Source organism: Pseudomonas sp. OE 28.3, assembly GCF_014268205.2.
Taxonomy (GTDB): Bacteria; Pseudomonadota; Gammaproteobacteria; order Pseudomonadales; family Pseudomonadaceae; genus Aquipseudomonas; species Aquipseudomonas edaphica.
In genome coordinates this window covers 1,072,127-1,093,584 of the sequence record NZ_CP077082.1, presented here as the reverse complement: position 1 = coordinate 1,093,584, position 21,458 = coordinate 1,072,127, and the positions used below count along the sequence as shown (strand labels likewise).

The following is a 21,458-nucleotide window of genomic DNA, read 5'->3' as shown; positions in this document are numbered from 1 at the left end:
AAGCTTGCGCGATGCCAGAAGTTCAGCTTCTAACCGCGATGTTTCACGAATTTTTCACAAGCCAAAATTACGCACAACACCGGGAGATTTCCAGAGTGTCGGTAGGATATTTCTTAGGTGATCGACGTCGCCGCTGGTCCAGAACTGCGCTGGCTCAGGCTTGCCGGGCGACAGCAGGTTACGTTCGCCCAACAGACGCTTGAGCTGACGCGCCACGGCAGCGCCGGTGTCGATCAGGATGATGCTAGGGGGAAGCATCTGTGCCAGAAGCGGCTTGAGGAAGGGGTAATGGGTACAGCCGAGGATGATGGTGTCACAACCGGCGCTCAGCAGCGGGTCGACATAGCCCTGCAACAGCTGGCGCAGCCCGGTGCTATTGAGGTCACCGGTTTCGATCAACTCCACCAGGCCCGGGCACGGCTGGGTAATCACCCGCACGTCGGTGGCAAAGCGGTCGAGTAATGCTGCGAACTTGGCACTTTGCAATGTGCCGGTGGTGGCGAGCACGCCGACCACGCCACTGCGGGTGGCAGCGGCGGCTGGCTTGACCGCCGGCTCCATACCCACCAAAGGCCAGTCGGGATAGTCCTGGCGCAAATCAGCCACGGCGGCGACGGTTGCGGTGTTGCAGGCAATCACAAAGGCTTTGGCGCCTTGTTCACGAAAAAACTCGGCGACCAAACGGCTACGCTCAAGAATGAACGCCGGGGATTTTTCACCGTAGGGGATATGCCCGCCATCAGCCACGTACAGCAGTGACTCATGGGGCAACAACTGCTGGATTTCATCCAGCACCGACAGGCCGCCGACGCCGGAATCGAACACACCGATGGGCGCGTCCTTAACCATGGGCCGTCCCGCAAACGCTGCAGCCGGGGTCGCGCTTGACGCGCAGTTCGCGAAAACGCGTGGTCAAGGCGTCGATCAGTAGCAAGCGCCCCACCAAGGGTTCACCAAAACCTGCCAGCAACTTCAGCGCTTCCAGTGCTTGCAGGCTACCGACCAGCCCGACCAACGGACCGACCACACCGGCTTCGCTGCAGGTCAGCTCGGTGTCGCTGCCGTGCCCATATAAACAGTGGTAGCACGGGCTTTCGTCGCGGCGCGGGTCGAACACTGACAATTGCCCTTCCAGGCGAATGGCCGCACCGCTGACCAATGGTTTTCCAGCCGCAACACAAGCGGCGTTGACGGCTTCACGGGTGGCGAAGTTGTCGCTGCAATCGAGCACCACGTCTACCGCGGCCACTGCGGCGGCGAGTGAATCGGCATCCAGCGCAGTGCGATGGGCGACCAACGTAATTTCGGGGTTGATGCCGGCCAGGCGACGCATGGCCGAATCGACCTTGGCCTGCCCGACGCTGTCGGTGTCGTGGATGATCTGGCGTTGCAGGTTGGTCAGGTCGACAGTGTCGAAGTCTGCCAGGTGCAACTCGCCCACGCCGGCAGCGGCCAGGTACAACGCGACTGGCGCACCCAAGCCGCCGAGGCCGACAATCAGCGCATGGCCGTTTTTAAGACGCAGCTGGCCTTCGATGTCGACATGTTGCAACAGAATCTGTCGGCTATAGCGCAACAGCTCCTGGTCGGTCAGCACGGGCGGCGCCCCAACGTGATGCGTTCGTGGCCGCCGAGGTCGATGCGGCTGTGGACCTCTTCAAAGCCCTCACCCGACAACAAATCACGTACCGCCGCAGCTTGGTCGTAACCGTGTTCGAGCAGCAGCCAGCCACCGGTATTCAAGTGGGCTGGGGCCTGGGCGATGATCAACCGCAGATCGTCCAGCCCATCATGGCCCGCCACCAAGGCGCTGGCCGGTTCAAAGCGCACATCGCCTGCCACCAGGTGCGGATCATTATCGGCAATGTAAGGGGGGTTGCTGATGATCAAATCGAAGCGCTGGCCTTGCAGCGCGCTGAACCAATGGCTGTTCAACACCGTGGCGTTCTTCAGGTGCAGGCGCTGGCGGTTGCGTTCGGCCAGGGCCACGGCTTCGAGCACACGGTCAACGGCGGTGACCTGCCAGGCCGGGCGTTCGCTGGCCAGGGCCAGGGCGATCGCGCCGCTGCCGGTGCCCAGGTCGAGGACCTTGGCAGGCGTGGCCGGCAACAATTCAAGGGCGGCTTCCACCAGCAGCTCGGTTTCCGGGCGCGGGATCAGCGTGTGCGGCGCGACCTCCAGGTCGAGCTTCCAGAAACCCTGCTGACCGAGGATGTAGGCCACCGGCTCACCCGTGCGGCGACGCTGCAGGTAATCGGTAAAGGTCAGCGCATCTTCGCTGCTGACGATTTTTTCCGGCCAGGTGTGCAAGTAGCTGCGCGATTTGCCCAAGGCAGCGGCCAGTAACAGTTCCACATCCAGACGCGCGGTGGGCGAGTCAGGCAGGTCAGCGGCGCGCAGGAGGCTGGCAATAATGGTCATTTATTCACCTATCGCCGCCAATTGATCGGCCTGGTATTCGGCCAGCAAAGGCTCGATCACCGCATCAACGCCGCCGGCGAGAATTTCGTCGAGGGAGTAAAGCGTGAGGTTGACCCGGTGGTCGGTGACCCGGCCTTGGGCGAAGTTGTAGGTGCGGATGCGTTCGGAGCGGTCGCCCGAGCCCACCAGCAGCTTGCGCTCGCTGGCAATCGCGTTGGCGGCGGCGCTGGTCTGTTGGTCGTTGAGCTTGGCCGACAGCCAGGACATGGCCCGCGCACGGTTTTTGTGCTGGGAACGCTCTTCCTGGCATTCGACCACGATGCCCGACGGCAAGTGGGTGATCCGGATCGCCGAGTCGGTCTTGTTCACGTGCTGACCACCGGCGCCCGACGAACGGTAGGTGTCGACACGCAAGTCCGCCGGGTTGATCTCAATGGCTTCCTGCTCGTCCGGCTCGGGCAACACGGCCACGGTGCACGCCGAGGTGTGGATACGGCCCTGGGATTCAGTCGCCGGAACCCGCTGCACGCGGTGCGCGCCGGACTCGAATTTAAGCTTGCCGTAGACGTTGTCACCTTCGACCCGGGCGATGACTTCTTTATAGCCGCCGTGCTCACCTTCATTCTCGGACAAAATCTCGACCCGCCAGCCACGTCGCTCGGCGTAGCGCGAGTACATGCGGAACAGGTCGCCGGAGAAGATTGCCGCCTCGTCGCCACCGGTGCCGGCGCGGATTTCGAGGAACACGTTGCGCCCGTCGTTCGGGTCTTTGGGCAGCAGCATGCGTTGCAGGTCGCCTTCCAACTCGGCCAGCTTCTCTTTGGCTTCGCGGACTTCTTCCACGGCCATTTCACGCATGTCCGGGTCGCTGTCCTTGAGCAGCGCCTGGGCGCCTTCGAGGTCGGCCTGCACTTTCATCAGGCTTTTATAGGTGGCCACAATCGGCTCAACTTCGGCGTATTCCTTGGAATAGGCGCGGAACTTGGTCTGATCGGAGATGACCTCGCCATCGCCGAGCAAGGCGGTCAGTTCTTCGAAACGGTCCTGGAGCACGTCCAGTTTATTGAGCAGTGACGCTTTCATTGCGGTTTTTTATCCGAAGAGCTATCTGACGCGCCCTCACCGAGGGCAAAGAGTTCCTGGGCCATGGCCAGCGCATCGAGGCGGCCTTCGGCGGTAAGCTTTTTCAACTGAACGCTGGGGGCGTGGAGCAATTTGTTGGTCAGGCCACGTGCCAATTGCATCAGCACTTCTTCGGCGCTGCTGCCGTTGGCCAGCAAGCGCTGGGCCTTGATCAATTCTTCATCGCGCAGGCGTTCACCCTGCTGACGATACGCCTTAAGCACGTCGACCGCCGCCAGCTCACGCAGGCGCACCATAAAGTCTTCGGCGCCGGTGCTGACCATTTCCTCGGCAGCCTGGGCTGCGCCCTGGCGACTCTTGAGGTTTTCGGCGACCACTTCGTGCAGATCATCGACGCTATAGAGGTAAACGTCGTCCAACTCGCCGACTTCAGGCTCGATATCACGGGGAACAGCGATATCCACCATGAAGATCGGTTTGTGCTTGCGCAGCTTCAGCGCGCTCTCGACCGCGCCTTTGCCCAGGATCGGCAACTGGCTGGCGGTGGAGCTGATGACGATATCGCTGCGCACCAGCTCGGCCGGGATGTCCGAGAGCAACACCGCGTGGGCGCCAAACTGCTCGGCCAGGATGCTCGCGCGCTCCAGGGTGCGGTTGGCGACCACGATACGCTTGACGCCCAGGTCATGCAGGTGGCGAGCGACCAAGGTGATGGTTTCACCGGCGCCGATCAACAGCGCCTGGCTGCGCTGCAAGTCACTGAAAATCTGTTTGGCCAGGCTCACGGCGGCGAACGCGACGGACACCGGGTTTTCACCGATGGCGGTGTCGGTGCGCACCTGCTTGGCCGAATTGAACGTAGCCTGGAACAAACGGCCAAGCAACGGGCCGACGGTGCCAGCCTCGCGGGCCACGGCGTAGGCGGATTTCATCTGGCCGAGGATCTGCGGCTCGCCCAACACCAGCGAGTCGAGCCCTGCGGCGACGCGCATCATGTGACGAACTGCCGCATCCTCTTCGTGCACATATGCACTGGCGCGCAGGTCCTCGAGATCCAAATGGTGATAATCGGCCAGCCAGCGCAGCACCACATCCGCTGAGAGATGTTCCTGCTCTATATAAAGCTCGCTGCGATTGCAGGTCGAAAGGATCGCAGCTTCGCGGCTGTCGGTGAGCCGGCAGAGCTGCTGCAAGGCCTCAACCAACTGCACTGGCGTAAACGCCACGCGCTCGCGCACGTCTACGGTTGCAGTCTTGTGGTTAATACCGAGTGCGAGGAAGGCCATTCAATATCGCTGATGATGTCGGGAAGCCGACAATTGTCCTACTTCGATAGATCCAGAACAACCACCGTCGTCTATTGTCCTAGTAGCTTGTGCCTATAAAGGCGCCCACTGAGACTCGGTTATGTTTGGCCGAAGGCTTGTGTCATGATGATCCGACCGCAGGTTAGTCGTCCTCTTCCTATATGAATAGATCTTCCGCGTTGCTCCTTGCTTTTGTCTTCCTCAGCGGCTGCCAGGCCTTGGCACCCGTGTCGCCGGACGGTACGCCGCCGGTCGAAGACAGCGCCCCAGCCCCTGAAAAGCCCAAGGTTTACTCCTCGTTCAATGAAGAAACGATCTACAGCCTGCTGACCGCGGAACTCGCCGGCCAGCGCAATCGTTTTGATATTGCCCTGGATAACTATGTGACCCAGGCCATCAACACCCAGGACCCGGGCATTTCGGAGCGTGCGTTTCGCATCGCCGAATACCTGGGCGCTGACCAGGCCGCGCTGGATACTTCGCTGATCTGGGCGAAAAACGCTCCGCAAGACCTGGAAGCGCAACGTGCGGCGGCCGTGCAACTGGCACGCGCCGGGCGCTATGACGACTCCATGGTGTATATGGAGAAAGTCCTGCAGGGCAAGGGCGACACGCATTTCGACTTCCTCGCGCTGTCGGCTGCCGACACTGACCAGGACACGCGCAATGGCTTGATGAAGAGTTTTGACCGCCTGCTGCAAAAGCATCCGAAGAACAGCCAACTGATTTTCGGCAAAGCCTTGCTGCTGCAGCAGGATGATGAAGCCGATGCAGCCCTCAAGCTGCTGGAGCAGAACCCGCCGGAAGACGGCGAGATTGCCCCGATTCTGCTGCGCGCACGCTTGCTGCAGAACCTTAATCGCGGCAAGGAAGCGATTCCACTGCTGGAAAAAAGCATCAAGAAATACCCGGGCGACAAGCGCTTGCTGCTGACCTATGCGCGAATGCTGGTGGAGCAAGACCGCATGGAAGACGCCAAAGTGCAGTTCGCCAACCTGGTCCAGCAATACCCCGACGACGACGAGCTGCGTTACTCCCTGGCACTGGTCTGCCTGGAAGCCAAGGCCTGGGACGAGGCCAAGGGTTATCTGGAGGAGCTGATCGAGCGCGAAAGCCATGTGGATTCGGCGCACCTGAACCTCGGCCGCATCGCGGAAGAACGCAACGACCCGCAGGCTGCGCTGCTTGAGTACGCCCAGGTCGGCCCCGGCAACGATTACCTGCCGGCCCAGCTGCGTCAGGCCGATATCCTGATGAGCAACGGCCGCACCGACGAAGCGGAAAAACGCCTGGCGGCGGCACGTGATGCCGAACCGGACTATGCGATCCAGCTGTACCTGATCCAGGCCGAAACACTGTCGGCCAACAAGCAGGGCGAACGCGCCTGGAAATTGCTGCAACAAGCCTTGCTGCAATACCCCGACGACTTGAACCTGCTGTACACCCGCGCCATGCAGGCGGAAAAACGCAATGACCTGGCGCAGATGGAAAAAGACCTGCGCCTGATCATCAAGCGCGACCCGGACAATGCCATGGCGCTCAATGCCCTGGGCTACACCCTGTCGGACCGCACCACGCGTTACGCCGAAGCCAAGGTGCTGATCGAACAAGCCCACAAGCTCAACCCGGAAGACCCGGCCGTGCTCGACAGCCTGGGTTGGGTGAATTACCGCCTGGGCAATCTGGACGAAGCCGAACGCCTGCTGCGCCAGGCACTCGAACGTTTCCCTGACCAAGAGGTGGCAGCCCACCTGGGTGAAGTGCTGTGGGCCAATGGCAAACAGCGCGAAGCGCGACAAATCTGGGAAAAATTCCTCAAGGAACAACCCGAAAGCCCCATCCTGCGCGGCACCATCAAGCGCCTGACCGGATCCGAGACCCTTTAAGCTTATGTTTTTGCGCCACGTTATTGTTTTCAGTTTCATCGCCCTGCTCGCCGGTTGCGCGGGCATCGGCAGTCGTGAATCCGTTGAAGGCCAGGGCAACCCGGCGCAATGGAAACAGCACAAAGAGCAGCTCAGCAGCATCGACGGCTGGCAGATCGACGGCAAGGTCGGGGTTCGCGCGCCGAAAGATTCCGGCAGCGGCACGTTGTTCTGGCTGCAGCGCCAGGACTATTACGATATCCGTTTGTCCGGGCCACTTGGCCGCGGTGCTGCGCGCCTGACCGGCCGGCCAGGGCAAGTGAGCCTGGAAGTGGCCAATCAAGGCCGCTATGAGGCAGCCACGCCGGAAGAACTGCTGGAACAACAGATTGGCTGGAAGCTCCCCGTTTCGCACCTTGTGTGGTGGGTACGCGGCCTGCCTGCGCCGGACAGCAAAAGCAGGCTGAGCCTCAACGGCGACAGCCGCCTGGCCACGCTTGAGCAGGATGGCTGGCAGGTTGAATACCTCAGCTATGTGCAACAGGGCGCCTACTGGCTGCCCGAGCGCATCAAACTGCATGGTACCGACCTTGACGTCACGCTGGTGATCAAGGAATGGCAACCGCGCAAGCTGGGGCAATAACGTGACCGCCACCACCTTGACACTGCCCTCCCCGGCCAAACTCAATTTGATGCTGCACATTCTGGGTCGCCGTGAAGACGGCTACCACGAGTTGCAGACGCTGTTTCAGTTTCTCGATTACGGCGATGAAATCACCTTCGCCGTGCGCGACGATGGCGTGATCCAGCTGCACACCGAATTCGAAGGCGTGCCCCACGACAGCAATCTGATCGTCAGGGCCGCGAAAAAACTTCAGGCGCAATCCGGTTGCTCACTCGGCATCGACATCTGGATCGATAAAATTTTGCCCATGGGCGGCGGCATCGGTGGCGGCAGCTCAAATGCCGCGACCACGCTGCTCGGTTTGAATCACTTGTGGCAACTGGGCTGGGACCACGATCGCCTGGCCACGCTGGGCCTGACACTGGGCGCCGACGTGCCGGTTTTCGTGCGTGGGCACGCGGCTTTTGCCGAAGGCGTCGGGGAGAAACTCACCCCGGAATACCCCGAAGAGCCTTGGTATGTCGTGCTTGTTCCGCAAGTATCTGTAAGTACAGCAGAAATTTTTTCAGATCCACTGTTGACACGTAACTCTCCTCCCATTAAAGTGCGCCCCGTTCCCAAGGGAAACAGTCGAAATGACTGCTTACCGGTTGTAGCAAGGCGTTATCCAGAGGTACGTAACGCTTTGAATTTGTTAGGTAAATTTACCGAAGCAAAATTAACCGGAACTGGAAGTTGTGTGTTTGGGGGCTTCCCAAGCAAAGCTGAAGCTGATAAAGTCTCGGCCCTTCTTACAGAGACCCTTACAGGGTTTGTAGCAAAGGGAAGCAACGTTTCGATGTTGCATCGCAAGCTGCAAAGTCTGCTCTAAAAGGAACCGAGTACTGGGTACTCGTTGCAACAGATACAGGGGCGTCGCCAAGCGGTAAGGCAGCAGGTTTTGATCCTGCCATGCGTTGGTTCGAATCCAGCCGCCCCTGCCATTTTCTAATACTCATCCAGGTTACCCTCAGCCTCTAGGTACTGCGCGTGTCCAAGATGATGGTCTTTACGGGGAACGCCAACCCCGATCTGGCTCGACGTGTCGTACGTCAGCTGCATATCCCTCTCGGTGACATCTCTGTCGGTAAATTCTCCGACGGCGAAATTACAGCCGAGATCAATGAAAACGTCCGCGGTAAAGATGTTTTCATTATTCAGCCGACTTGCGCTCCGACCAACGATAACCTGATGGAACTCGTCGTGATGGCTGATGCCTTCCGCCGCTCCTCAGCGACTCGAATCACAGCTGTAATCCCTTACTTTGGTTATGCCCGTCAGGATCGCCGTCCGCGTTCCGCACGTGTGGCTATCAGCGCGAAAGTCGTTGCTGACATGCTGACCGTGGTAGGCATCGACCGTGTTCTCACGGTTGACCTGCACGCTGACCAAATCCAGGGGTTCTTCGATATTCCGGTAGATAACATCTACGGCTCCCCAGTATTGGTGGATGACATTGAAGACCAGCGCTTTGAAAACCTGATGATCGTGTCCCCGGACATTGGTGGCGTCGTGCGTGCACGGGCTGTTGCCAAATCCCTGGGCGTGGACCTCGGGATCATCGACAAACGCCGTGAGAAAGCCAATCACTCTGAAGTGATGCATATCATCGGTGATGTCGAAGGGCGTACCTGTATTCTGGTTGATGACATGGTAGACACCGCCGGCACCCTGTGCCACGCGGCGAAAGCCTTGAAAGAGCACGGTGCAGCAAAAGTCTTCGCCTACTGCACACACCCTGTGCTGTCGGGCCGAGCGATCGAGAACATCGAGAACTCCATGCTGGACGAACTGGTGGTGACTAACACCATCCCGTTGTCCGCAGCAGCTCAAGCCTGTTCGCGTATCCGTCAACTGGATATCGCACCGGTAGTTGCCGAAGCGGTTCGCCGCATCAGCAACGAAGAATCGATCAGCGCGATGTTCCGATAAGGGTCAAACCTTACGAAACATCCCACTGACGAAAAGCGCCCCGCCCCAGCATTCTGTTGGGGCGGGGCTTTTTTGCCCATATCGCCTTTAGCGCTGGTCGCAAACGCTGGGGCGAATGTGGTTATTTTGGAGATACAACATGAACGATTTTACTCTGAATGCTGAAGCGCGTTCCGACCTGGGGAAAGGTGCGAGCCGCCGCCTGCGTCGTCTCGCAAGCCTGGTTCCAGCTGTAGTTTACGGTGGCGACAAAGCCCCTGAATCCATCAGCATGCTGGCCAAAGAAATCGCCAAACTGCTCGAAAACGATGCGGCCTACAGCCACATCATCGAGCTGAATGTTGGTGGCAAGAAGCAGAACGTCATCATCAAGGCCCTGCAACGTCACCCAGCCAAAGGCCACGTGCTGCACGCTGACTTCGTACGCGTAGTAGCCGGTCAGAAACTGACCGCTATCGTGCCTGTGCACTTTGTTGGTGAAGAAGCTCCGGTCAAGAAAGGCGGCGAAGTTTCGCACGTTGTTGCCGAGATCGAAGTGACCTGCCTGCCGAAAGACCTGCCTGAGTTCATCGAAGTCGACCTGTCGGCTCTGGAAATCGGCGACATCGTTCACCTGTCCGACCTCAAAGCCCCTAAAGGCGTTGAGTTTGTTGCACTGGCTCACGGTGATGACAAAGCTGTTGCAAACGTTCACGCTCCACGCGTTGCACCAGAAGCTGAAGAAGGCGCTGCAGAGTAATTCACTCTGTAATGTCGGAGCTTGAGGAAACATCGCGGACCGGAACGTAGCGAGAAAGCGGGCGATAACGCGGCGTTTACTCTTGAGTAAATGATCTTTTGTTGACCGCTTTCGCCGCACACAGGTTGCGGCGATGTTATCCACAACTCCAAAGGAAGGGCCCCTGTCGTGACTGCCATTAAACTGATCGTTGGCCTGGGAAATCCAGGCGCCGAATACGAACAGACCCGGCATAACGCGGGGGCCCTTTTTGTTGAGCGTATCGCCCACGCACAAGGTGTGAACCTTGTGGCCGATCGCAAATATTTTGGCCTGACCGGGCGCTTCTCGCACCAGGGTCAGGATGTTCGTCTGCTGATTCCTACCACCTACATGAACCGCAGCGGCCAGGCTGTCGCGGCGCTTGCGGGCTTCTTCCGGATCAAACCCGAAGAAATCCTGGTGGCCCATGACGAACTGGACCTGCCACCCGGCGTTGCCAAACTCAAGTTAGGCGGCGGGCATGGCGGCCACAATGGCCTGCGCGACATCATTGCGCAGTTGGGTAATCAGAATAATTTTTACCGTCTGCGGCTCGGCATTGGCCACCCAGGCGTTGCCAGTATGGTTTCAAATTTCGTCCTGGGTCGTGCGCCACGCGCCGAACAGGAAAAACTCGATGCCAGCATCGACTTTGCCCTCGGCGTGCTGCCGGATATCTTCGCCGGTGAATGGAACCGCGCGATGAAAAACCTGCACAGCCAGAAGGCCTGACTCTTACCGAGGGGAAACACCATGGGATTCAATTGCGGCATCGTCGGCCTGCCCAACGTCGGCAAATCCACCCTGTTCAACGCCCTGACCAAGTCCGGTATTGCGGCGGAGAACTTCCCCTTCTGCACCATCGAACCCAACAGCGGTATCGTGCCGATGCCAGACCCGCGCCTGGACGCGTTGGCGGCGATCGTCAATCCCAAGCGTATCCTGCCGACCACCATGGAGTTCGTCGACATCGCGGGCCTGGTAGCCGGCGCGTCGAAAGGTGAGGGCCTGGGCAACAAGTTTTTGGCCAACATCCGTGAAACCGATGCCATCGCCCACGTGGTCCGCTGCTTTGAAGACGAGAACGTGATTCACGTCTCCAACAGCGTTGACCCGAAACGCGACATCGAGATCATCGACCTGGAACTGATCTTCGCCGACCTCGACAGCTGCGAAAAGCAACTGCAGAAAGTCGCGCGTAACGCCAAGGGCGGTGACAAGGACGCAGTGGTTCAGAAAGGCCTGCTGGAACAACTGATCGCACACTTCACCGAAGGCAAGCCGGCACGCAGCCTGATGAAGAACATGGGTGTCGACGAGAAAGCCGTGATCAAAGGCTTCCACCTGCTGACCACCAAGCCTGTGATGTACATCGCCAACGTTGCCGAAGACGGCTTCGAGAACAACCCTTTGCTGGATGTGGTCAAGGCCATCGCCGACGAAGAAGGCGCTATCGTGGTGCCGGTGTGCAACAAGATCGAAGCGGAAATCGCCGAGCTCGATGACGGCGAAGAAAAAGACATGTTCCTCGAGGCCCTGGGCCTGGAAGAGCCTGGCCTGAACCGCGTGATCCGCGCCGGCTACGAAATGCTCAACCTGCAGACCTACTTCACCGCCGGTGTTGAAGAAGTCCGCGCCTGGACCGTCAAGGTCGGTGCCACTGCACCACAGGCCGCCGGCGTGATCCACACCGACTTCGAAAAAGGCTTTATTCGCGCCGAAGTCATCGCCTACAACGACTTCATCCAGTACAAGGGTGAAGCCGGTACCAAGGAAGCCGGTAAATGGCGCCTGGAAGGCAAAGAGTACATCGTCAAGGATGGCGACGTGATGCACTTCCGTTTCAACGTCTAAGCGCCATCGCGGTTTTGCCGCCCACAAAAAAGCCGATGCACTGCATCGGCTTTTTTGTGGGCGGTTGTTTGTATTTCGACAATAGCTATCCTCTTATCTATTTGAAACCTTAAGACGTTTCCTATTTGTCGTAACAAAAACAGCCCAACAACCTCGAGTGACGTTAAGCGACAAGTTAATGACTTTTCCTACGCAAGCCTGGCTTACTCTTACCTGCATACTCGATGATAAATCTTATACTTTACGCTCTGCCCAAACACCGTCTAAATTACAGCCTTTTAATCGTAAACAATCACGCTAGTGGAGCACCCACCCGATGTCGGCCGCCGATCAAAAAGAAAGCGAAACCGATACGCCATTCATTGAAGGCTCGGATATTGAGAACACGATCAATAGCACCGCGACACTGAATGTTGACATCTTGTTGCTGGGGGAAACCGGCACTGGCAAAGATACCCTGGCACAACGAATACATCGCCTGTCCGGCCGTCGAGGTAACTTTGTTGCGGTCAATTGCGCCGCCATTCCGGAGAGCCTCGCCGAAAGCCAATTATTCGGTGTCAACAGTGGTGCTTATACCGGGGCTGTACAATCACGCGCAGGGTTTATCGAGGCGGCTCACCTGGGTACGTTGTATTTGGATGAAATCGACAGCATGCCGCTTTCGCTGCAGGCCAAGCTATTGCGTATGCTTGAATCACGAGGGGTTGAACGGCTGGGCTCAACACGCTTCATCCCCGTCGACATGCGCGTCATCGCGTCCGCTCAACAATCACTGCATGACATGGTCGAGCAAGGCAGCTTCAGGCGGGACCTGTATTTTCGCCTGAACGTTATTAACATCAAGCTGCAGCCGCTGCGTGACCGACGTGAGCGTATCGTACCGTTGTTTCTGGAGATGATTAAACAAGAGGCGGAGCACTTCAACTGCACAGCCCCTCACCCCCCAACCGAACTGCTCCAGCAGTTGTTGTGTCATACGTGGCCGGGCAATGTCCGCGAACTACGCTCCACGGCCAAGCGTTTTGTCCTTGGGCTGCCGCCTTTATCGGCATCGAATGCAGAACCGCTGGAACTGGGCCTGAAAGACCGTCTGCAGCGTATTGAGAAAACGCTCATTGAAGAGTCTTTACATCGTCACACTTACAGCGTGGATTGTGTGGCGTTGGAACTGGGGGTTGCCAAGCGCACGCTCTACTACCGAATGAAGCAACTGGGTGTTTCACTCAACGCGTGTTTGCACGCTCAGGAAGTGCAATAAACGCTGAAACAAGTAGAAATAGGCCGATGGAACTGTTTCCAGAGGCATCGCCACTCAGTGTACGAGCATCGATTATCAAATAACGATGTAGCACGATTAATCGAATGCCTCATGACGAATACTCAACTATCCGATAGACAACCCAAAGGTGAAATCATGACATCTCCAGTCGGCAGCGGTGGCAGCATTACCAGCAAACAACTTTTTGATCAAATGAAAACGCTCACTGAGGAAAAAAACAAAGAAACGCTCGAGATGGCAAAGCTGGATAAAGATGCTTCGATTGCCAGCAAGTGGAGCCAGGTAATTAACAAAGTACAATAAGCAACACAGGCTTTCTCTAGTGTATTAAATAGAGAAAGCCTGTCTATTTTCCTGAGGGAGGTTTATATGCGCACAACGCTTGAAAAAGAGCGGGAAACCTATTCAGGTGCCCCTGTGTTTCCCGTCGAAAAAAGCAGTGATAGCGCCCACGACGCGCATTTCTTCAGTGCAGCACTGGAGCAGAACAATCCCTATCCGTCGGCCCCCTCCGCCCCAGGAAACAGTCGGTCGCTGGTGAGCCAATCAGAGCGGTTGAAATCCAACAACGAAAAAATCCCCAAGCTCCTGCGTGAATATACCAAGACCCAAAACGAGCTGAAAATGGCGGACGCCACACAGACCATTATTGAATCAAAAGAAATCCTCAACATCGGCGTCAAGGTAATAAAACACTGCACTTCGTTTGTTGAGAAAACCACTAACCTGCAATAGGTGAACCATGCGCCGCTGCCGCTTTATTCTCTTATGGCTGACCCTCTTATCGGTACTGAGCGGATGCGGTGAAAGCGTCGAACTGCACCGCAAGTTATCCGAGCAGGAAGCCAATGAGGTAATCGCTGAATTGGCAGACAAGCACATTCGGGCACAAAAACAGCTGGAGAAAGACGGCGTGGTCGTTCGCGTGCGCACAGATGATATTGCTGCCGCGGTCCACACGCTTGCCGCCGCCGGGTTACCAAAGACTGCGCGCTCTACGCTGGGCGACGTATTTCGCAAGGAAGGTGTCATCTCGACACCGCTTGAGGAACGGGCGCGCTATATCTATGCCTTGTCTCAGGAGCTGGAAGCGACCTTGTCCAATATCGATGGGGTTCTTGTCGCCAGGGTACACGTGGTACTGCCCGAGCGGGTCGCACCGGGAGAGCCAGTACAGCCGGCCTCGGCATCGGTCTTCATCAAGCATGATCCACGGCTGGAACCCGACAGCTTGCTGCCGCGCATTCGGCGGATGGTCGCCAGTAGCATACCGGGCATGACAACAGCCGTTGCAAACCCGCAAAAACTGACCGTGATCTTCGTACCGGCTACCGCCTACAAGGAAAAGCAGCAACTCGCCTACTTCGGGCCGTTTCTGATTAAGCCCGGGGACCTCGCTTTTTGGCAGACCATGGTGACATTGTTCTTTATCGCCCTGTTAGTGGGGTGCGCTGCAGCGGGGTTCTGGGTGAAAAAGGCGCGCGGCGCCCAACAAGCCGAGCCGAACACGAATGACGCATGACAGCCTCAGTTGGGCCAAGTGGTGGGCCTGCCCATGGCTCGATTCGCCCCATGACTGGCCGCCTTTCGTCCCTTCAGTGCCCTATTCGAGAACACTCTGCCAGAGCCAGCACGCGGCAATGGCAACGGCGTTGGGAATTGATCCATGCCTGCCTGTCGAACCGTCTCCAGCACTGTTGCAGTTGGTACTTGAACCTGAACAACGCAGAGACCTCATCCTCACGCTGGTCGGCGGTGTTTACCAGATCAAGAACCGCACGCCATTGAGCCAAGACCTGCAACTCTGGTGCGTACGCCTTTCCAAGGCACTGCTGCCCAACACCCTGCAAACCCACACTGAAGACCCCCTGCACTATCTACGCGCCTGGGTAGAACCCTCTGTGTGGCAGCGGCTGCGGTTGAGCTTTGACCGCCATCGGGTGCTCGCCCTAGAGAAGAACCCTCGACTGATCGATGCCCACGACAAGCTTGAAACTATTTGGAAGGCCGCAATATGGCGCACCGGCGCGTCAAACAACGAGCCGGTGTTTTCCTTCGCCGAGGAGTCCCAGGACGATGCTGTGCAAACGCACGATTGAGCTACGCAAGCCGCTTCCTTCACGGACCTGCTCGCTGATTCCCTTGGAAACGTTGGCGGACTGCGCCCGCGACACCGAATTGTTAAACAGTGCCCAGGTTCAGGCAGATGAGATCCTGCGCCAGACCTATGTGCAACGCGACCAATTGCTGCTGCAGGCTCAACATGAGTTCTGGCAACGCGCCAATCGCCAATTGCATCTGTGGCACACGCAGCAGCAAGCGGTCCTCGACAACATCGAACGCATCGCCACATCAGTCACCCACAGTGCCATTCGCAGCTTGCTCGAGGACACAACGCCCACTCAACGGGTGTCTGCCATGCTCAAGCAAATGCTCGCAGCCCAGGCCCCGGCGATCCGCGCAAAGTTGGTCTGCAACCCGCAGGATCAGGCGGATGTGGAACATTGGCTGGATCAACACACCGAAGCGCCCTGGCGCCTGCTGTGTGACGAGTCTGTTCAGCCACAGATGTTGATCCTGGAGGCAGAGGAAGGCAGCTTTCGTATCGACTGGGCCTCTTCGATCAATGCCCTGTTGGTGTCTCACACAGACTTTGTTTCAGAGGATTAACTTCTCAACCGCCTGCTGCATTTTTTATCCAGATATTTAAAAAATCGTGGAACGGATCCCAAAGGTAAACCACATAAAAAATACACGTTCAACGGAGATCAGCATATGAAACTCGACGCACGCGAGGGCGGGCAAATCTTCAGGGATTTAAGCAAAAACAACCGGCAGTTCGAACAACTCGGTCAGGGCATCCCTGATGAAATAACCTCGAAAGAGTTTTCATCACTGCTGGGTGAACACTTCAGGCTGAAACAAAACTTGATGCTACAGACGACTGCCGCCGGAGCGGTTCTCGGCCACCGAGCCGAGATGGGAAAAATCATTTTCAATGGGACCTGAGTGTTTCAGCGCGCAGCTCACTCAGTGGCTGGCGGGGGCAGAGCAAGAAATCACGCTGCTGGAGGGCGACGACGCCATAACCCTGCGTCGTTACCCGCAGTGTTTTTTGCTCAGCGCTCAACTTACCCATCAGCCAAAGCACGCACAAACAACAGTGGAAACCTGGCTACAACTGGGTGGAGCAAGCCTGGCGTACTTTCAGGGAGCGCTTTCAGTCGAGCCCTCCACGGGGCAGCTCTGGCTACTTCAATGCGTCACGCAGGAAGACCATCAGGCCATTCTGTTTAACCAACTCGAATCCCTTCTCAATCAGCGCGACACCTGGCGTTCCACGGCCAAGCGGCTGGCCAGAACGCCCAAAAAATGTGGGCCAACTCCACTGCGTGCGCAGTTTTATTAACTAGAGAATCCTATATGAACACCCTCATTTACAAGCGTTTACGCTTGTCTATCAGCTCGCCCTGTGCGCGTTTTAAACACGCCGACTGGCGTATTCCAATAGTTCTGATGTGCCTGCTGATACCTCTGCAAAGCCCCCTTGCCGCCATTCCCTTGGAATGGAAAAACACGGCGTATGCCTACGAAACCCAGTACAAGCCTGTACGCGAAGTGCTCGAAGACTTCGCCCAGACCTTCGGCACCCAACTGCAAATCGAGGGCCTGCTGGAGGGCGTGGTCAATGGCAAAATACGCGCTAATACTCCCCAGTCCATGCTCGACAGGCTGGGGGTCGAACACCGCTTCCAGTGGTACCTGTACAACAACACCCTGTACATCAGCACGCTGGATCAGCAAGAGTCTGCGCGGCTGGAAGTTTCGTCGGAAACGATCGCAGACCTTAAAAAGGCCCTGACCGATATCGGCCTGCTCGACAGCCGATTTGGCTGGGGTGAATTGCCGGACGATGGGGTTGTACTCGTCTCCGGTCCTAAACGCTATATCGAGCAGATCAAACAGTTCAGCAGCCAACGCAGATCTCCGGATGAAAAACAGAGCGTGCTGACTTACCCGCTCAAGTACGCCAACGCGGCGGACCGGATCATCGATTATCGCGGAGAGAAGCTGACCATCGCGGGCGTGGCCAGCGTGCTGCGTGGGTTACTGGAGCCGCGCTCCACCTCCACAGTCGCCAATGCCACCCAATCTTCCGGCGCTTCTTCACCGTCGGCCCTGATTACGCCCAACGTCCCGCGGTTGAACAACCCTCTGCTGGAGCAGATGCTCGCCAACCCCACGAATGCAGGAGGGCTGTCGACGGGCGCCTCACTCGGCCCTCGCGCCCCACGCGCAACCAGCCGAATCCGGGTCGAAGCCGACGTGCGTAATAACGCGATTCTGATCTACGACCTGCCTGAGCGCCAAACGATGTACCGCGAGTTGATCACCCAACTCGACGTTGCACGCAAGCTGGTGGAGATAGACGCCATCATCCTCGACATCGAACGCACAAAGTTGCAAGAGTTCGGGGTTGAATGGGGCTTTCAAAACAGCCGCTGGCGCGGCGGCGTCAACGTGGCACCGGGCACGACTTCTCAGTTGTCGATTGGCAACCCCGGGCGCTTCTACGCTCACATACGTGCCCTGGAGTCCCAAGGGCTGGCAACCCTGGTCTCCAACCCTTCCGTGCTCACCCTGGAGAACCAGCCGGCGGTCATCGATTTCAACCGCACGCGATACCTGAAGGCCGGCAGAGACTACGCAACCATTTTACCCGTGACCGTCGGCACCAGCTTTCAGGTGGTGCCACGGGTGATCACCAGCCGTGGTGGCCACCAGATCCATTTGGTGGTGGATATTGAAGACGGTAACTTCGACGAACTCAACCTACAGCCCGATGACCTCGATGTTCGCCGTGGCAAGGTGAGCACCCAGGCGGTAATGGCGGAAAAGCGCTCATTGGTGGTTGGTGGTTTCCATGTCACAGACAACAAGGACAAACAAAGCAAGGTGCCGCTCCTGGGCGATATTCCTTTGCTGGGCAAGGCATTGTTCTCCTCGACTGAACGACAGAACAGTCGACGCGAGCGACTGTTCATCCTCACCCCACGGGTCATCGGCGACCAATCTGACCCTTCGCGTTACTTGCCCCAGGAGGACCAGGCCCAATTGCAGGCTGCCCTCAAGCCTCTGGCGCGCCGGCAAGCCGCCCATCAGCCGCCCATAAACCGAAGCGATATCACCAGCACCCTGGCGCACCTGGTCAGCGGCGAAGTCCCAGACGGTTTCAAGGCAGGGCCAATGCCCCTGCAACTGGACACGTTGTGCGCCACGCGCGATCTGTTGGCGCTCAACAGCGAGCGCAGCCAGTGGTACACCGGCGCGCAGTTCAATGTGGCGGTGGTGGTCGTGCGCAACCAGATCAAACGCAACGTGCGCATCGATGAAAAAGAATGCAGCAACTCACAAACGCTGGCGGTCAGTGTCTGGCCACGCGCCTGGCTTAAACCGGGTGAAGAAGCTGAAGTGTTTATCGCCATGCGGCCCGTTGTGAAAGATGAACACATCGGCGTACCCCGCCCTTCCCTTCTCACCGCCCCCTTGAAGACCACGCCATGAAGCACGGACTCTTGAGTATTATCCTGATCGGCGCAGCAATGATCGCCGCCGGCTGTACGCCAACCTGCAAGGGCGACTCCTGCACGCGCCCGCAATCGAGCAGTGACAAAATGGTGGTCTGGTGGCCACCAGAGATGCGCGTAGACTCCGGCCCCTCTGGGGAGCGGGCAGACTACCAGACCATTTCCCTGGAACGATGAGCCTCACGACACAGCCTGACGATGCATTGCATCGTCAGGTTTTTTTGGCCGACGTGCGCAGAGGCGTTGCCGCCCACCTGCAACTCCTCCCAGGTATCCACCTGTGTACGCTGCAAGCCGGCACCCGCCCGGGGTTAGCCTTGCACATCGCGCGCGAAGCACTGCAAGCCGGGCAGGTGCAGCGGGCACTGGAGCGACGTTTTGAACAAGCAGTGAGGTACGACGGTTGCTTTGTCTATCTCGACGCCCAAGGGACCCTGGTCATCTGGCGCTCGCTGCCTACGCACCACAACGCGCTTGATAGTGCCGTCAGCCGCTTGCTTTCACTGGCCAACCTTGATGCATTGGATGCCCGCGCCACGCGTTGATCAGCGTTGTTCCAGCTCAGGCAACTCCAGGGTTTCGCGCTTGGCTTCATCATCCAACTCACGCAAGGTGCGGTAGATCAGCGCGACAGCCTGCAGGGTTTCACGAGGGATACTGGCGCCGAGCTTATTGGTGTAGAGCGTGCGGGCCAGCCATACACACTGAATGACCGGCACGTCAGCCGCTTTAGCCCTTTTGATCAGTTCACGCGCGTCGGCATCCGTGCCTTTGTCCACCAGCAACGGCAGCGGTGTCTTGCCGGGGCGGTAATACAACGCGACGGCAAAGTGCGTCGGGTTGACGACCAACATGTCGGACTCTTCCAGCTTGGGCAACTTGACCTTTGGCTCCTCCTGAGCCAATTGCTGCGCCAGCGACCGTCGCTGGCCCTTCACATGGGGGTCGCCTTCCATGTCCTTGTATTCCTTGACCACCTCGACCTGGGTCATGCGCATGCGCTTGGCAAAGAAGTGTTTCTGCAGCGTCAGGTCGAGAAGTGCCAACACCAGCAACAGGCCCAGGCACACATGCAACAGGTAACGAAACAGATCAATCAGCGCCAGGATGTAACTGGACAGGTCGCTGTTGGCCAAGTTGATCAAGGCCCCAAGGGAAGGACCGATCACCGCGTACAACACCACGCCTAACAACACCGCCTTGGCGACCCCCATCAACAGGTTCATCAGCGACTGGGCGGAGAACATCTGTTTGAGCTGACTAAGGGGGTTGAGGCGTTTGAAATCCAACTTCAGGATTTCCGGCGCGAACAGCAAGCCGAACTGCATCCAGCTACTGAGCAGCTTGACGGCGATTGCCACTGAAGCCATCAGCAACGCAAAGGAAAAAAACACCACCATGGCGTCGAGCAGCACCTCTTCCAAGGCTGACACAAAGGGTCGGCTGATGCGGGATATCGGCAGCAGCATCATTTCCTGAAACCGCTGCAGGCTGCGGTCAGCGGTCCATAGCGCGATCTCGCTGATGGCTGTCAGCACCAGAAGCTTGCCGACATCCTGGCTTTGGGCAACCTGGCCTTTCTTGCGTTGATCACGCAGTTTCTTGGCACTGGCCGGGTGTTTTTTCTCACCGGAATCACTCATGGCATCGCCACCTTGAACATCAGCCCCAGGGCGTGCTTGAGCTCGCCCAGCAGGCTTAAGCGGCCGACGATCAGGTCCTGCAACAGTTCAAAATACAACAGCAAAATACCAATACCCGCCAGGCACTTGACCGGTGGGGCCAGCGTACTCACCTGCAGCTGCGGGCTATAAAGTCCTAACAGGGCAACGCCAAACTCCAACAACAGCAGCACCGCGATAAAAGGTGCGGCGTAGAGCATCATGTGGGTGAACGTGTCGCCGAGCAGGTTGAGAAACACGCCAAACCCATTGGCGTGCGGAAGTGGAAACCAAACGGTAGGCGGCCAGACCGAGTAGCTGTCCCAAATCACCTGCGTCAGTGCTCCAAGCCCCAGGGTGGCCATCAACAAAAAAATCGCCAGCTCCTTGAACAGATGCCCGATGGGTGTGGCATCCGGGCCAAGCGAAGGGTTGAGCTGACCACCCGCCAAGGCTCCCCGCTGGTTATCCAGCAGCGCCCCCACCGCCTCGAACATCCAGAACGGCATCGACAGTAATACGCCCAGCAAGGTCCCCAGGGCCGCCTCCTTGAGCACCAACGCGCTGAGCATCAGCGTAGAGAGTTCCTGGTCGGCGAAGGTGGCATATATACCCGGTGCAGGCAGCAGTGCCAGTACTGCCACAATGGCGTGGCGCGGCATCCCGCGGATATGTTGAAAACAAAACGCCGCGACCAGAAAGGCACAAGGGTAGATTCGCGCCATGCCAATCAACAGGCTGGGCAGGTAGTCAAGATACTGCAGCACAGGCAAGACCTCAGTTCAGCGCAGAGCGAGAGATCATGTCGAATGTCAGATTGATCAGCTGAATCAACTCCACACCGATCCAACGCCCCGTCATGACCAGCGTGACACCCACTGCCACCAGCTTTATGCCAAACGGCAAGGTCTGGTCCTGTACCTGCATCAGCGCCTGTACAAGGGAGGTCAATACGCCGACCACCACCGCCACAATCAACGGCGGTGCCGACAACACCACGACCAGCAGCATGCCCTGCTTGAACAGCACGATCGGTTCCAT

Annotated in this window: 26 protein-coding genes and 1 tRNA gene; 19 read left to right on the top strand and 8 right to left on the bottom strand. The window is 57.9% G+C overall.

Translation table 11 applies throughout. The features are described from left to right. Window positions 1-54 precede the first annotated feature (54 nt). From murI to hemA, 5 genes are read right to left on the bottom strand one after another with little or no spacing between them, the layout of a single operon-like run. Window positions 55-849, bottom strand: a complete 795-nt coding sequence (murI, locus tag HU759_RS04755; protein ID WP_138454102.1) for a glutamate racemase — start codon at window positions 847-849, stop codon at window positions 55-57. After that, window positions 842-1,597, bottom strand: a complete 756-nt coding sequence (locus HU759_RS04750) for a molybdopterin-synthase adenylyltransferase MoeB (protein ID WP_099549223.1) — start codon at window positions 1,595-1,597, stop codon at window positions 842-844. The genes murI and HU759_RS04750 overlap by 8 nt, the downstream gene beginning before the upstream one ends. Further along, on the bottom strand, window positions 1,591-2,421 hold the full coding sequence (gene prmC / locus HU759_RS04745) for a peptide chain release factor N(5)-glutamine methyltransferase (RefSeq protein ID WP_170036181.1): 831 nt from the start codon (window positions 2,419-2,421) through the stop codon (window positions 1,591-1,593). Before prmC ends, HU759_RS04750 begins: the two co-directional genes overlap by 7 nt. Next, window positions 2,422-3,504 carry a peptide chain release factor 1 gene (gene prfA, locus HU759_RS04740; RefSeq protein WP_099549221.1) on the bottom strand — a complete coding sequence of 361 codons (1,083 nt, stop codon included), beginning with the start codon at window positions 3,502-3,504 and terminating at the stop codon, window positions 2,422-2,424. After that, window positions 3,501-4,790 carry a glutamyl-tRNA reductase gene (gene hemA, locus HU759_RS04735; RefSeq protein WP_186618162.1) on the bottom strand — a complete coding sequence of 430 codons (1,290 nt, stop codon included), beginning with the start codon at window positions 4,788-4,790 and terminating at the stop codon, window positions 3,501-3,503. Before hemA ends, prfA begins: the two co-directional genes overlap by 4 nt. 182 nt (window positions 4,791-4,972) lie before the next feature. Here hemA and HU759_RS04730 point away from each other — a divergent pair, with 182 nt between their 5' ends. The 19 genes from HU759_RS04730 to HU759_RS04640 all read left to right on the top strand — a co-directional run bounded on the left by HU759_RS04730 (window position 4,973) and on the right by HU759_RS04640 (window position 19,301). Next, entirely contained in the window at window positions 4,973-6,697 is a 1,725-nt protein-coding gene (locus HU759_RS04730; RefSeq protein WP_017137639.1) for a tetratricopeptide repeat protein, read from the top strand. A 4-nt stretch (window positions 6,698-6,701) separates the two neighbouring features. Beyond that, window positions 6,702-7,319 carry a lipoprotein insertase outer membrane protein LolB gene (lolB, locus tag HU759_RS04725; RefSeq protein ID WP_017137640.1) on the top strand — a complete coding sequence of 206 codons (618 nt, stop codon included), beginning with the start codon at window positions 6,702-6,704 and terminating at the stop codon, window positions 7,317-7,319. Window positions 7,320-7,368: 49 nt separating this feature from the next. Further along, window positions 7,369-8,172, top strand: coding sequence for a 4-(cytidine 5'-diphospho)-2-C-methyl-D-erythritol kinase (gene ispE / locus HU759_RS04720; RefSeq protein ID WP_189660901.1), 804 nt, complete (start codon window positions 7,369-7,371; stop codon window positions 8,170-8,172). A gap of 37 nt (window positions 8,173-8,209) precedes the next feature. Then, window positions 8,210-8,284, top strand: a tRNA-Gln gene (locus HU759_RS04715). A gap of 46 nt (window positions 8,285-8,330) precedes the next feature. After that, window positions 8,331-9,272: a ribose-phosphate pyrophosphokinase gene (locus HU759_RS04710; protein WP_003208392.1), complete on the top strand. Its 942-nt coding sequence runs from the start codon at window positions 8,331-8,333 to the stop codon at window positions 9,270-9,272. 139 nt (window positions 9,273-9,411) lie between these two features. Then, window positions 9,412-10,011 (top strand): 50S ribosomal protein L25/general stress protein Ctc, encoded by a 600-nt coding sequence (locus HU759_RS04705; RefSeq protein WP_017137642.1) that lies wholly within the window; start codon window positions 9,412-9,414, stop codon window positions 10,009-10,011. A 168-nt stretch (window positions 10,012-10,179) separates the two neighbouring features. Further along, window positions 10,180-10,764: an aminoacyl-tRNA hydrolase gene (gene pth / locus HU759_RS04700; RefSeq protein ID WP_010213318.1), complete on the top strand. Its 585-nt coding sequence runs from the start codon at window positions 10,180-10,182 to the stop codon at window positions 10,762-10,764. 21 nt (window positions 10,765-10,785) lie between these two features. Beyond that, window positions 10,786-11,886 (top strand): redox-regulated ATPase YchF, encoded by a 1,101-nt coding sequence (gene ychF, locus HU759_RS04695; protein WP_017137643.1) that lies wholly within the window; start codon window positions 10,786-10,788, stop codon window positions 11,884-11,886. A gap of 316 nt (window positions 11,887-12,202) precedes the next feature. Continuing rightward, window positions 12,203-13,147 carry a sigma 54-interacting transcriptional regulator gene (locus tag HU759_RS04690; protein WP_017137644.1) on the top strand — a complete coding sequence of 315 codons (945 nt, stop codon included), beginning with the start codon at window positions 12,203-12,205 and terminating at the stop codon, window positions 13,145-13,147. A 111-nt stretch (window positions 13,148-13,258) separates the two neighbouring features. Continuing rightward, a complete protein-coding gene (locus HU759_RS04685; protein WP_143521844.1) occupies window positions 13,259-13,471 on the top strand; it encodes a hypothetical protein in 213 nt (70 codons plus the stop codon). Window positions 13,472-13,537: 66 nt separating this feature from the next. Next, the gene (locus HU759_RS04680) at window positions 13,538-13,903 is read left to right on the top strand and encodes a hypothetical protein (protein ID WP_099549220.1); all 366 of its coding nucleotides are present in this window, start codon (window positions 13,538-13,540) and stop codon (window positions 13,901-13,903) included. 7 nt (window positions 13,904-13,910) lie between these two features. Then, window positions 13,911-14,690: a type III secretion inner membrane ring lipoprotein SctJ gene (sctJ, locus tag HU759_RS04675; RefSeq protein WP_017137647.1), complete on the top strand. Its 780-nt coding sequence runs from the start codon at window positions 13,911-13,913 to the stop codon at window positions 14,688-14,690. Further along, window positions 14,680-15,267, top strand: coding sequence for a type III secretion protein (locus HU759_RS04670; RefSeq protein ID WP_178131759.1), 588 nt, complete (start codon window positions 14,680-14,682; stop codon window positions 15,265-15,267). The genes sctJ and HU759_RS04670 overlap by 11 nt, the downstream gene beginning before the upstream one ends. Beyond that, window positions 15,245-15,838, top strand: coding sequence for a type III secretion system stator protein SctL (gene sctL, locus HU759_RS04665; protein WP_017137650.1), 594 nt, complete (start codon window positions 15,245-15,247; stop codon window positions 15,836-15,838). Before HU759_RS04670 ends, sctL begins: the two co-directional genes overlap by 23 nt. Before the next feature lie 105 nt (window positions 15,839-15,943). After that, the gene (locus tag HU759_RS04660; RefSeq protein WP_099549219.1) at window positions 15,944-16,177 is read left to right on the top strand and encodes a hypothetical protein; all 234 of its coding nucleotides are present in this window, start codon (window positions 15,944-15,946) and stop codon (window positions 16,175-16,177) included. Next, window positions 16,167-16,577: a type III secretion protein gene (locus HU759_RS04655; protein WP_186618158.1), complete on the top strand. Its 411-nt coding sequence runs from the start codon at window positions 16,167-16,169 to the stop codon at window positions 16,575-16,577. The genes HU759_RS04660 and HU759_RS04655 overlap by 11 nt, the downstream gene beginning before the upstream one ends. A 14-nt stretch (window positions 16,578-16,591) precedes the next feature. Next, window positions 16,592-18,733: a type III secretion system outer membrane ring subunit SctC gene (gene sctC, locus HU759_RS04650; protein WP_099549217.1), complete on the top strand. Its 2,142-nt coding sequence runs from the start codon at window positions 16,592-16,594 to the stop codon at window positions 18,731-18,733. Next, window positions 18,730-18,933: an HrpT family type III secretion system protein gene (gene hrpT / locus HU759_RS04645; protein WP_017137653.1), complete on the top strand. Its 204-nt coding sequence runs from the start codon at window positions 18,730-18,732 to the stop codon at window positions 18,931-18,933. Before sctC ends, hrpT begins: the two co-directional genes overlap by 4 nt. Then, window positions 18,930-19,301, top strand: a complete 372-nt coding sequence (locus tag HU759_RS04640; protein ID WP_017137654.1) for a hypothetical protein — start codon at window positions 18,930-18,932, stop codon at window positions 19,299-19,301. The genes hrpT and HU759_RS04640 overlap by 4 nt, the downstream gene beginning before the upstream one ends. Here the strand turns inward: HU759_RS04640 and sctU are convergent, their stop codons facing one another. Genes sctU through sctS form a run of 3 tightly spaced genes read right to left on the bottom strand, consistent with a single transcriptional unit; the run spans window position 19,302 to window position 21,458 of the window. Next, on the bottom strand, window positions 19,302-20,399 hold the full coding sequence (gene sctU, locus HU759_RS04635; protein ID WP_017137655.1) for a type III secretion system export apparatus subunit SctU: 1,098 nt from the start codon (window positions 20,397-20,399) through the stop codon (window positions 19,302-19,304). After that, on the bottom strand, window positions 20,396-21,184 hold the full coding sequence (gene sctT / locus HU759_RS04630; protein WP_017137656.1) for a type III secretion system export apparatus subunit SctT: 789 nt from the start codon (window positions 21,182-21,184) through the stop codon (window positions 20,396-20,398). The genes sctU and sctT overlap by 4 nt, the downstream gene beginning before the upstream one ends. Before the next feature lie 10 nt (window positions 21,185-21,194). Continuing rightward, the gene (sctS, locus tag HU759_RS04625) at window positions 21,195-21,458 is read right to left on the bottom strand and encodes a type III secretion system export apparatus subunit SctS (RefSeq protein WP_099549214.1); all 264 of its coding nucleotides are present in this window, start codon (window positions 21,456-21,458) and stop codon (window positions 21,195-21,197) included.

Bases quoted from the DNA above. Each gene is read 5' to 3' on its own strand.
- murI (WP_138454102.1), bottom strand. From the start codon at position 849: ATGGTTAAGGACGCGCCCATCGGTGTGTTCGATTCCGGCGTCGGCGGC.
- prmC (WP_170036181.1), bottom strand. From the start codon at position 2,421: ATGACCATTATTGCCAGCCTCCTGCGCGCCGCTGACCTGCCTGACTCG.
- prfA (WP_099549221.1), bottom strand. From the start codon at position 3,504: ATGAAAGCGTCACTGCTCAATAAACTGGACGTGCTCCAGGACCGTTTC.
- hemA (WP_186618162.1), bottom strand. From the start codon at position 4,790: ATGGCCTTCCTCGCACTCGGTATTAACCACAAGACTGCAACCGTAGAC.
- HU759_RS04730 (WP_017137639.1), top strand. From the start codon at position 4,973: ATGAATAGATCTTCCGCGTTGCTCCTTGCTTTTGTCTTCCTCAGCGGC.
- lolB (WP_017137640.1), top strand. From the start codon at position 6,702: ATGTTTTTGCGCCACGTTATTGTTTTCAGTTTCATCGCCCTGCTCGCC.
- ispE (WP_189660901.1), top strand. From the start codon at position 7,369: ATGCTGCACATTCTGGGTCGCCGTGAAGACGGCTACCACGAGTTGCAG.
- HU759_RS04705 (WP_017137642.1), top strand. From the start codon at position 9,412: ATGAACGATTTTACTCTGAATGCTGAAGCGCGTTCCGACCTGGGGAAA.
- ychF (WP_017137643.1), top strand. From the start codon at position 10,786: ATGGGATTCAATTGCGGCATCGTCGGCCTGCCCAACGTCGGCAAATCC.
- HU759_RS04690 (WP_017137644.1), top strand. From the start codon at position 12,203: ATGTCGGCCGCCGATCAAAAAGAAAGCGAAACCGATACGCCATTCATT.
- HU759_RS04685 (WP_143521844.1), top strand. From the start codon at position 13,259: ATGACGAATACTCAACTATCCGATAGACAACCCAAAGGTGAAATCATG.
- HU759_RS04680 (WP_099549220.1), top strand. From the start codon at position 13,538: ATGCGCACAACGCTTGAAAAAGAGCGGGAAACCTATTCAGGTGCCCCT.
- sctJ (WP_017137647.1), top strand. From the start codon at position 13,911: ATGCGCCGCTGCCGCTTTATTCTCTTATGGCTGACCCTCTTATCGGTA.
- HU759_RS04670 (WP_178131759.1), top strand. From the start codon at position 14,680: ATGACGCATGACAGCCTCAGTTGGGCCAAGTGGTGGGCCTGCCCATGG.
- sctL (WP_017137650.1), top strand. From the start codon at position 15,245: ATGCTGTGCAAACGCACGATTGAGCTACGCAAGCCGCTTCCTTCACGG.
- HU759_RS04660 (WP_099549219.1), top strand. From the start codon at position 15,944: ATGAAACTCGACGCACGCGAGGGCGGGCAAATCTTCAGGGATTTAAGC.
- HU759_RS04655 (WP_186618158.1), top strand. From the start codon at position 16,167: ATGGGACCTGAGTGTTTCAGCGCGCAGCTCACTCAGTGGCTGGCGGGG.
- sctC (WP_099549217.1), top strand. From the start codon at position 16,592: ATGAACACCCTCATTTACAAGCGTTTACGCTTGTCTATCAGCTCGCCC.
- hrpT (WP_017137653.1), top strand. From the start codon at position 18,730: ATGAAGCACGGACTCTTGAGTATTATCCTGATCGGCGCAGCAATGATC.
- HU759_RS04640 (WP_017137654.1), top strand. From the start codon at position 18,930: ATGAGCCTCACGACACAGCCTGACGATGCATTGCATCGTCAGGTTTTT.
- sctU (WP_017137655.1), bottom strand. From the start codon at position 20,399: ATGAGTGATTCCGGTGAGAAAAAACACCCGGCCAGTGCCAAGAAACTG.
- sctS (WP_099549214.1), bottom strand. From the start codon at position 21,458: ATGGAACCGATCGTGCTGTTCAAGCAGGGCATGCTGCTGGTCGTGGTG.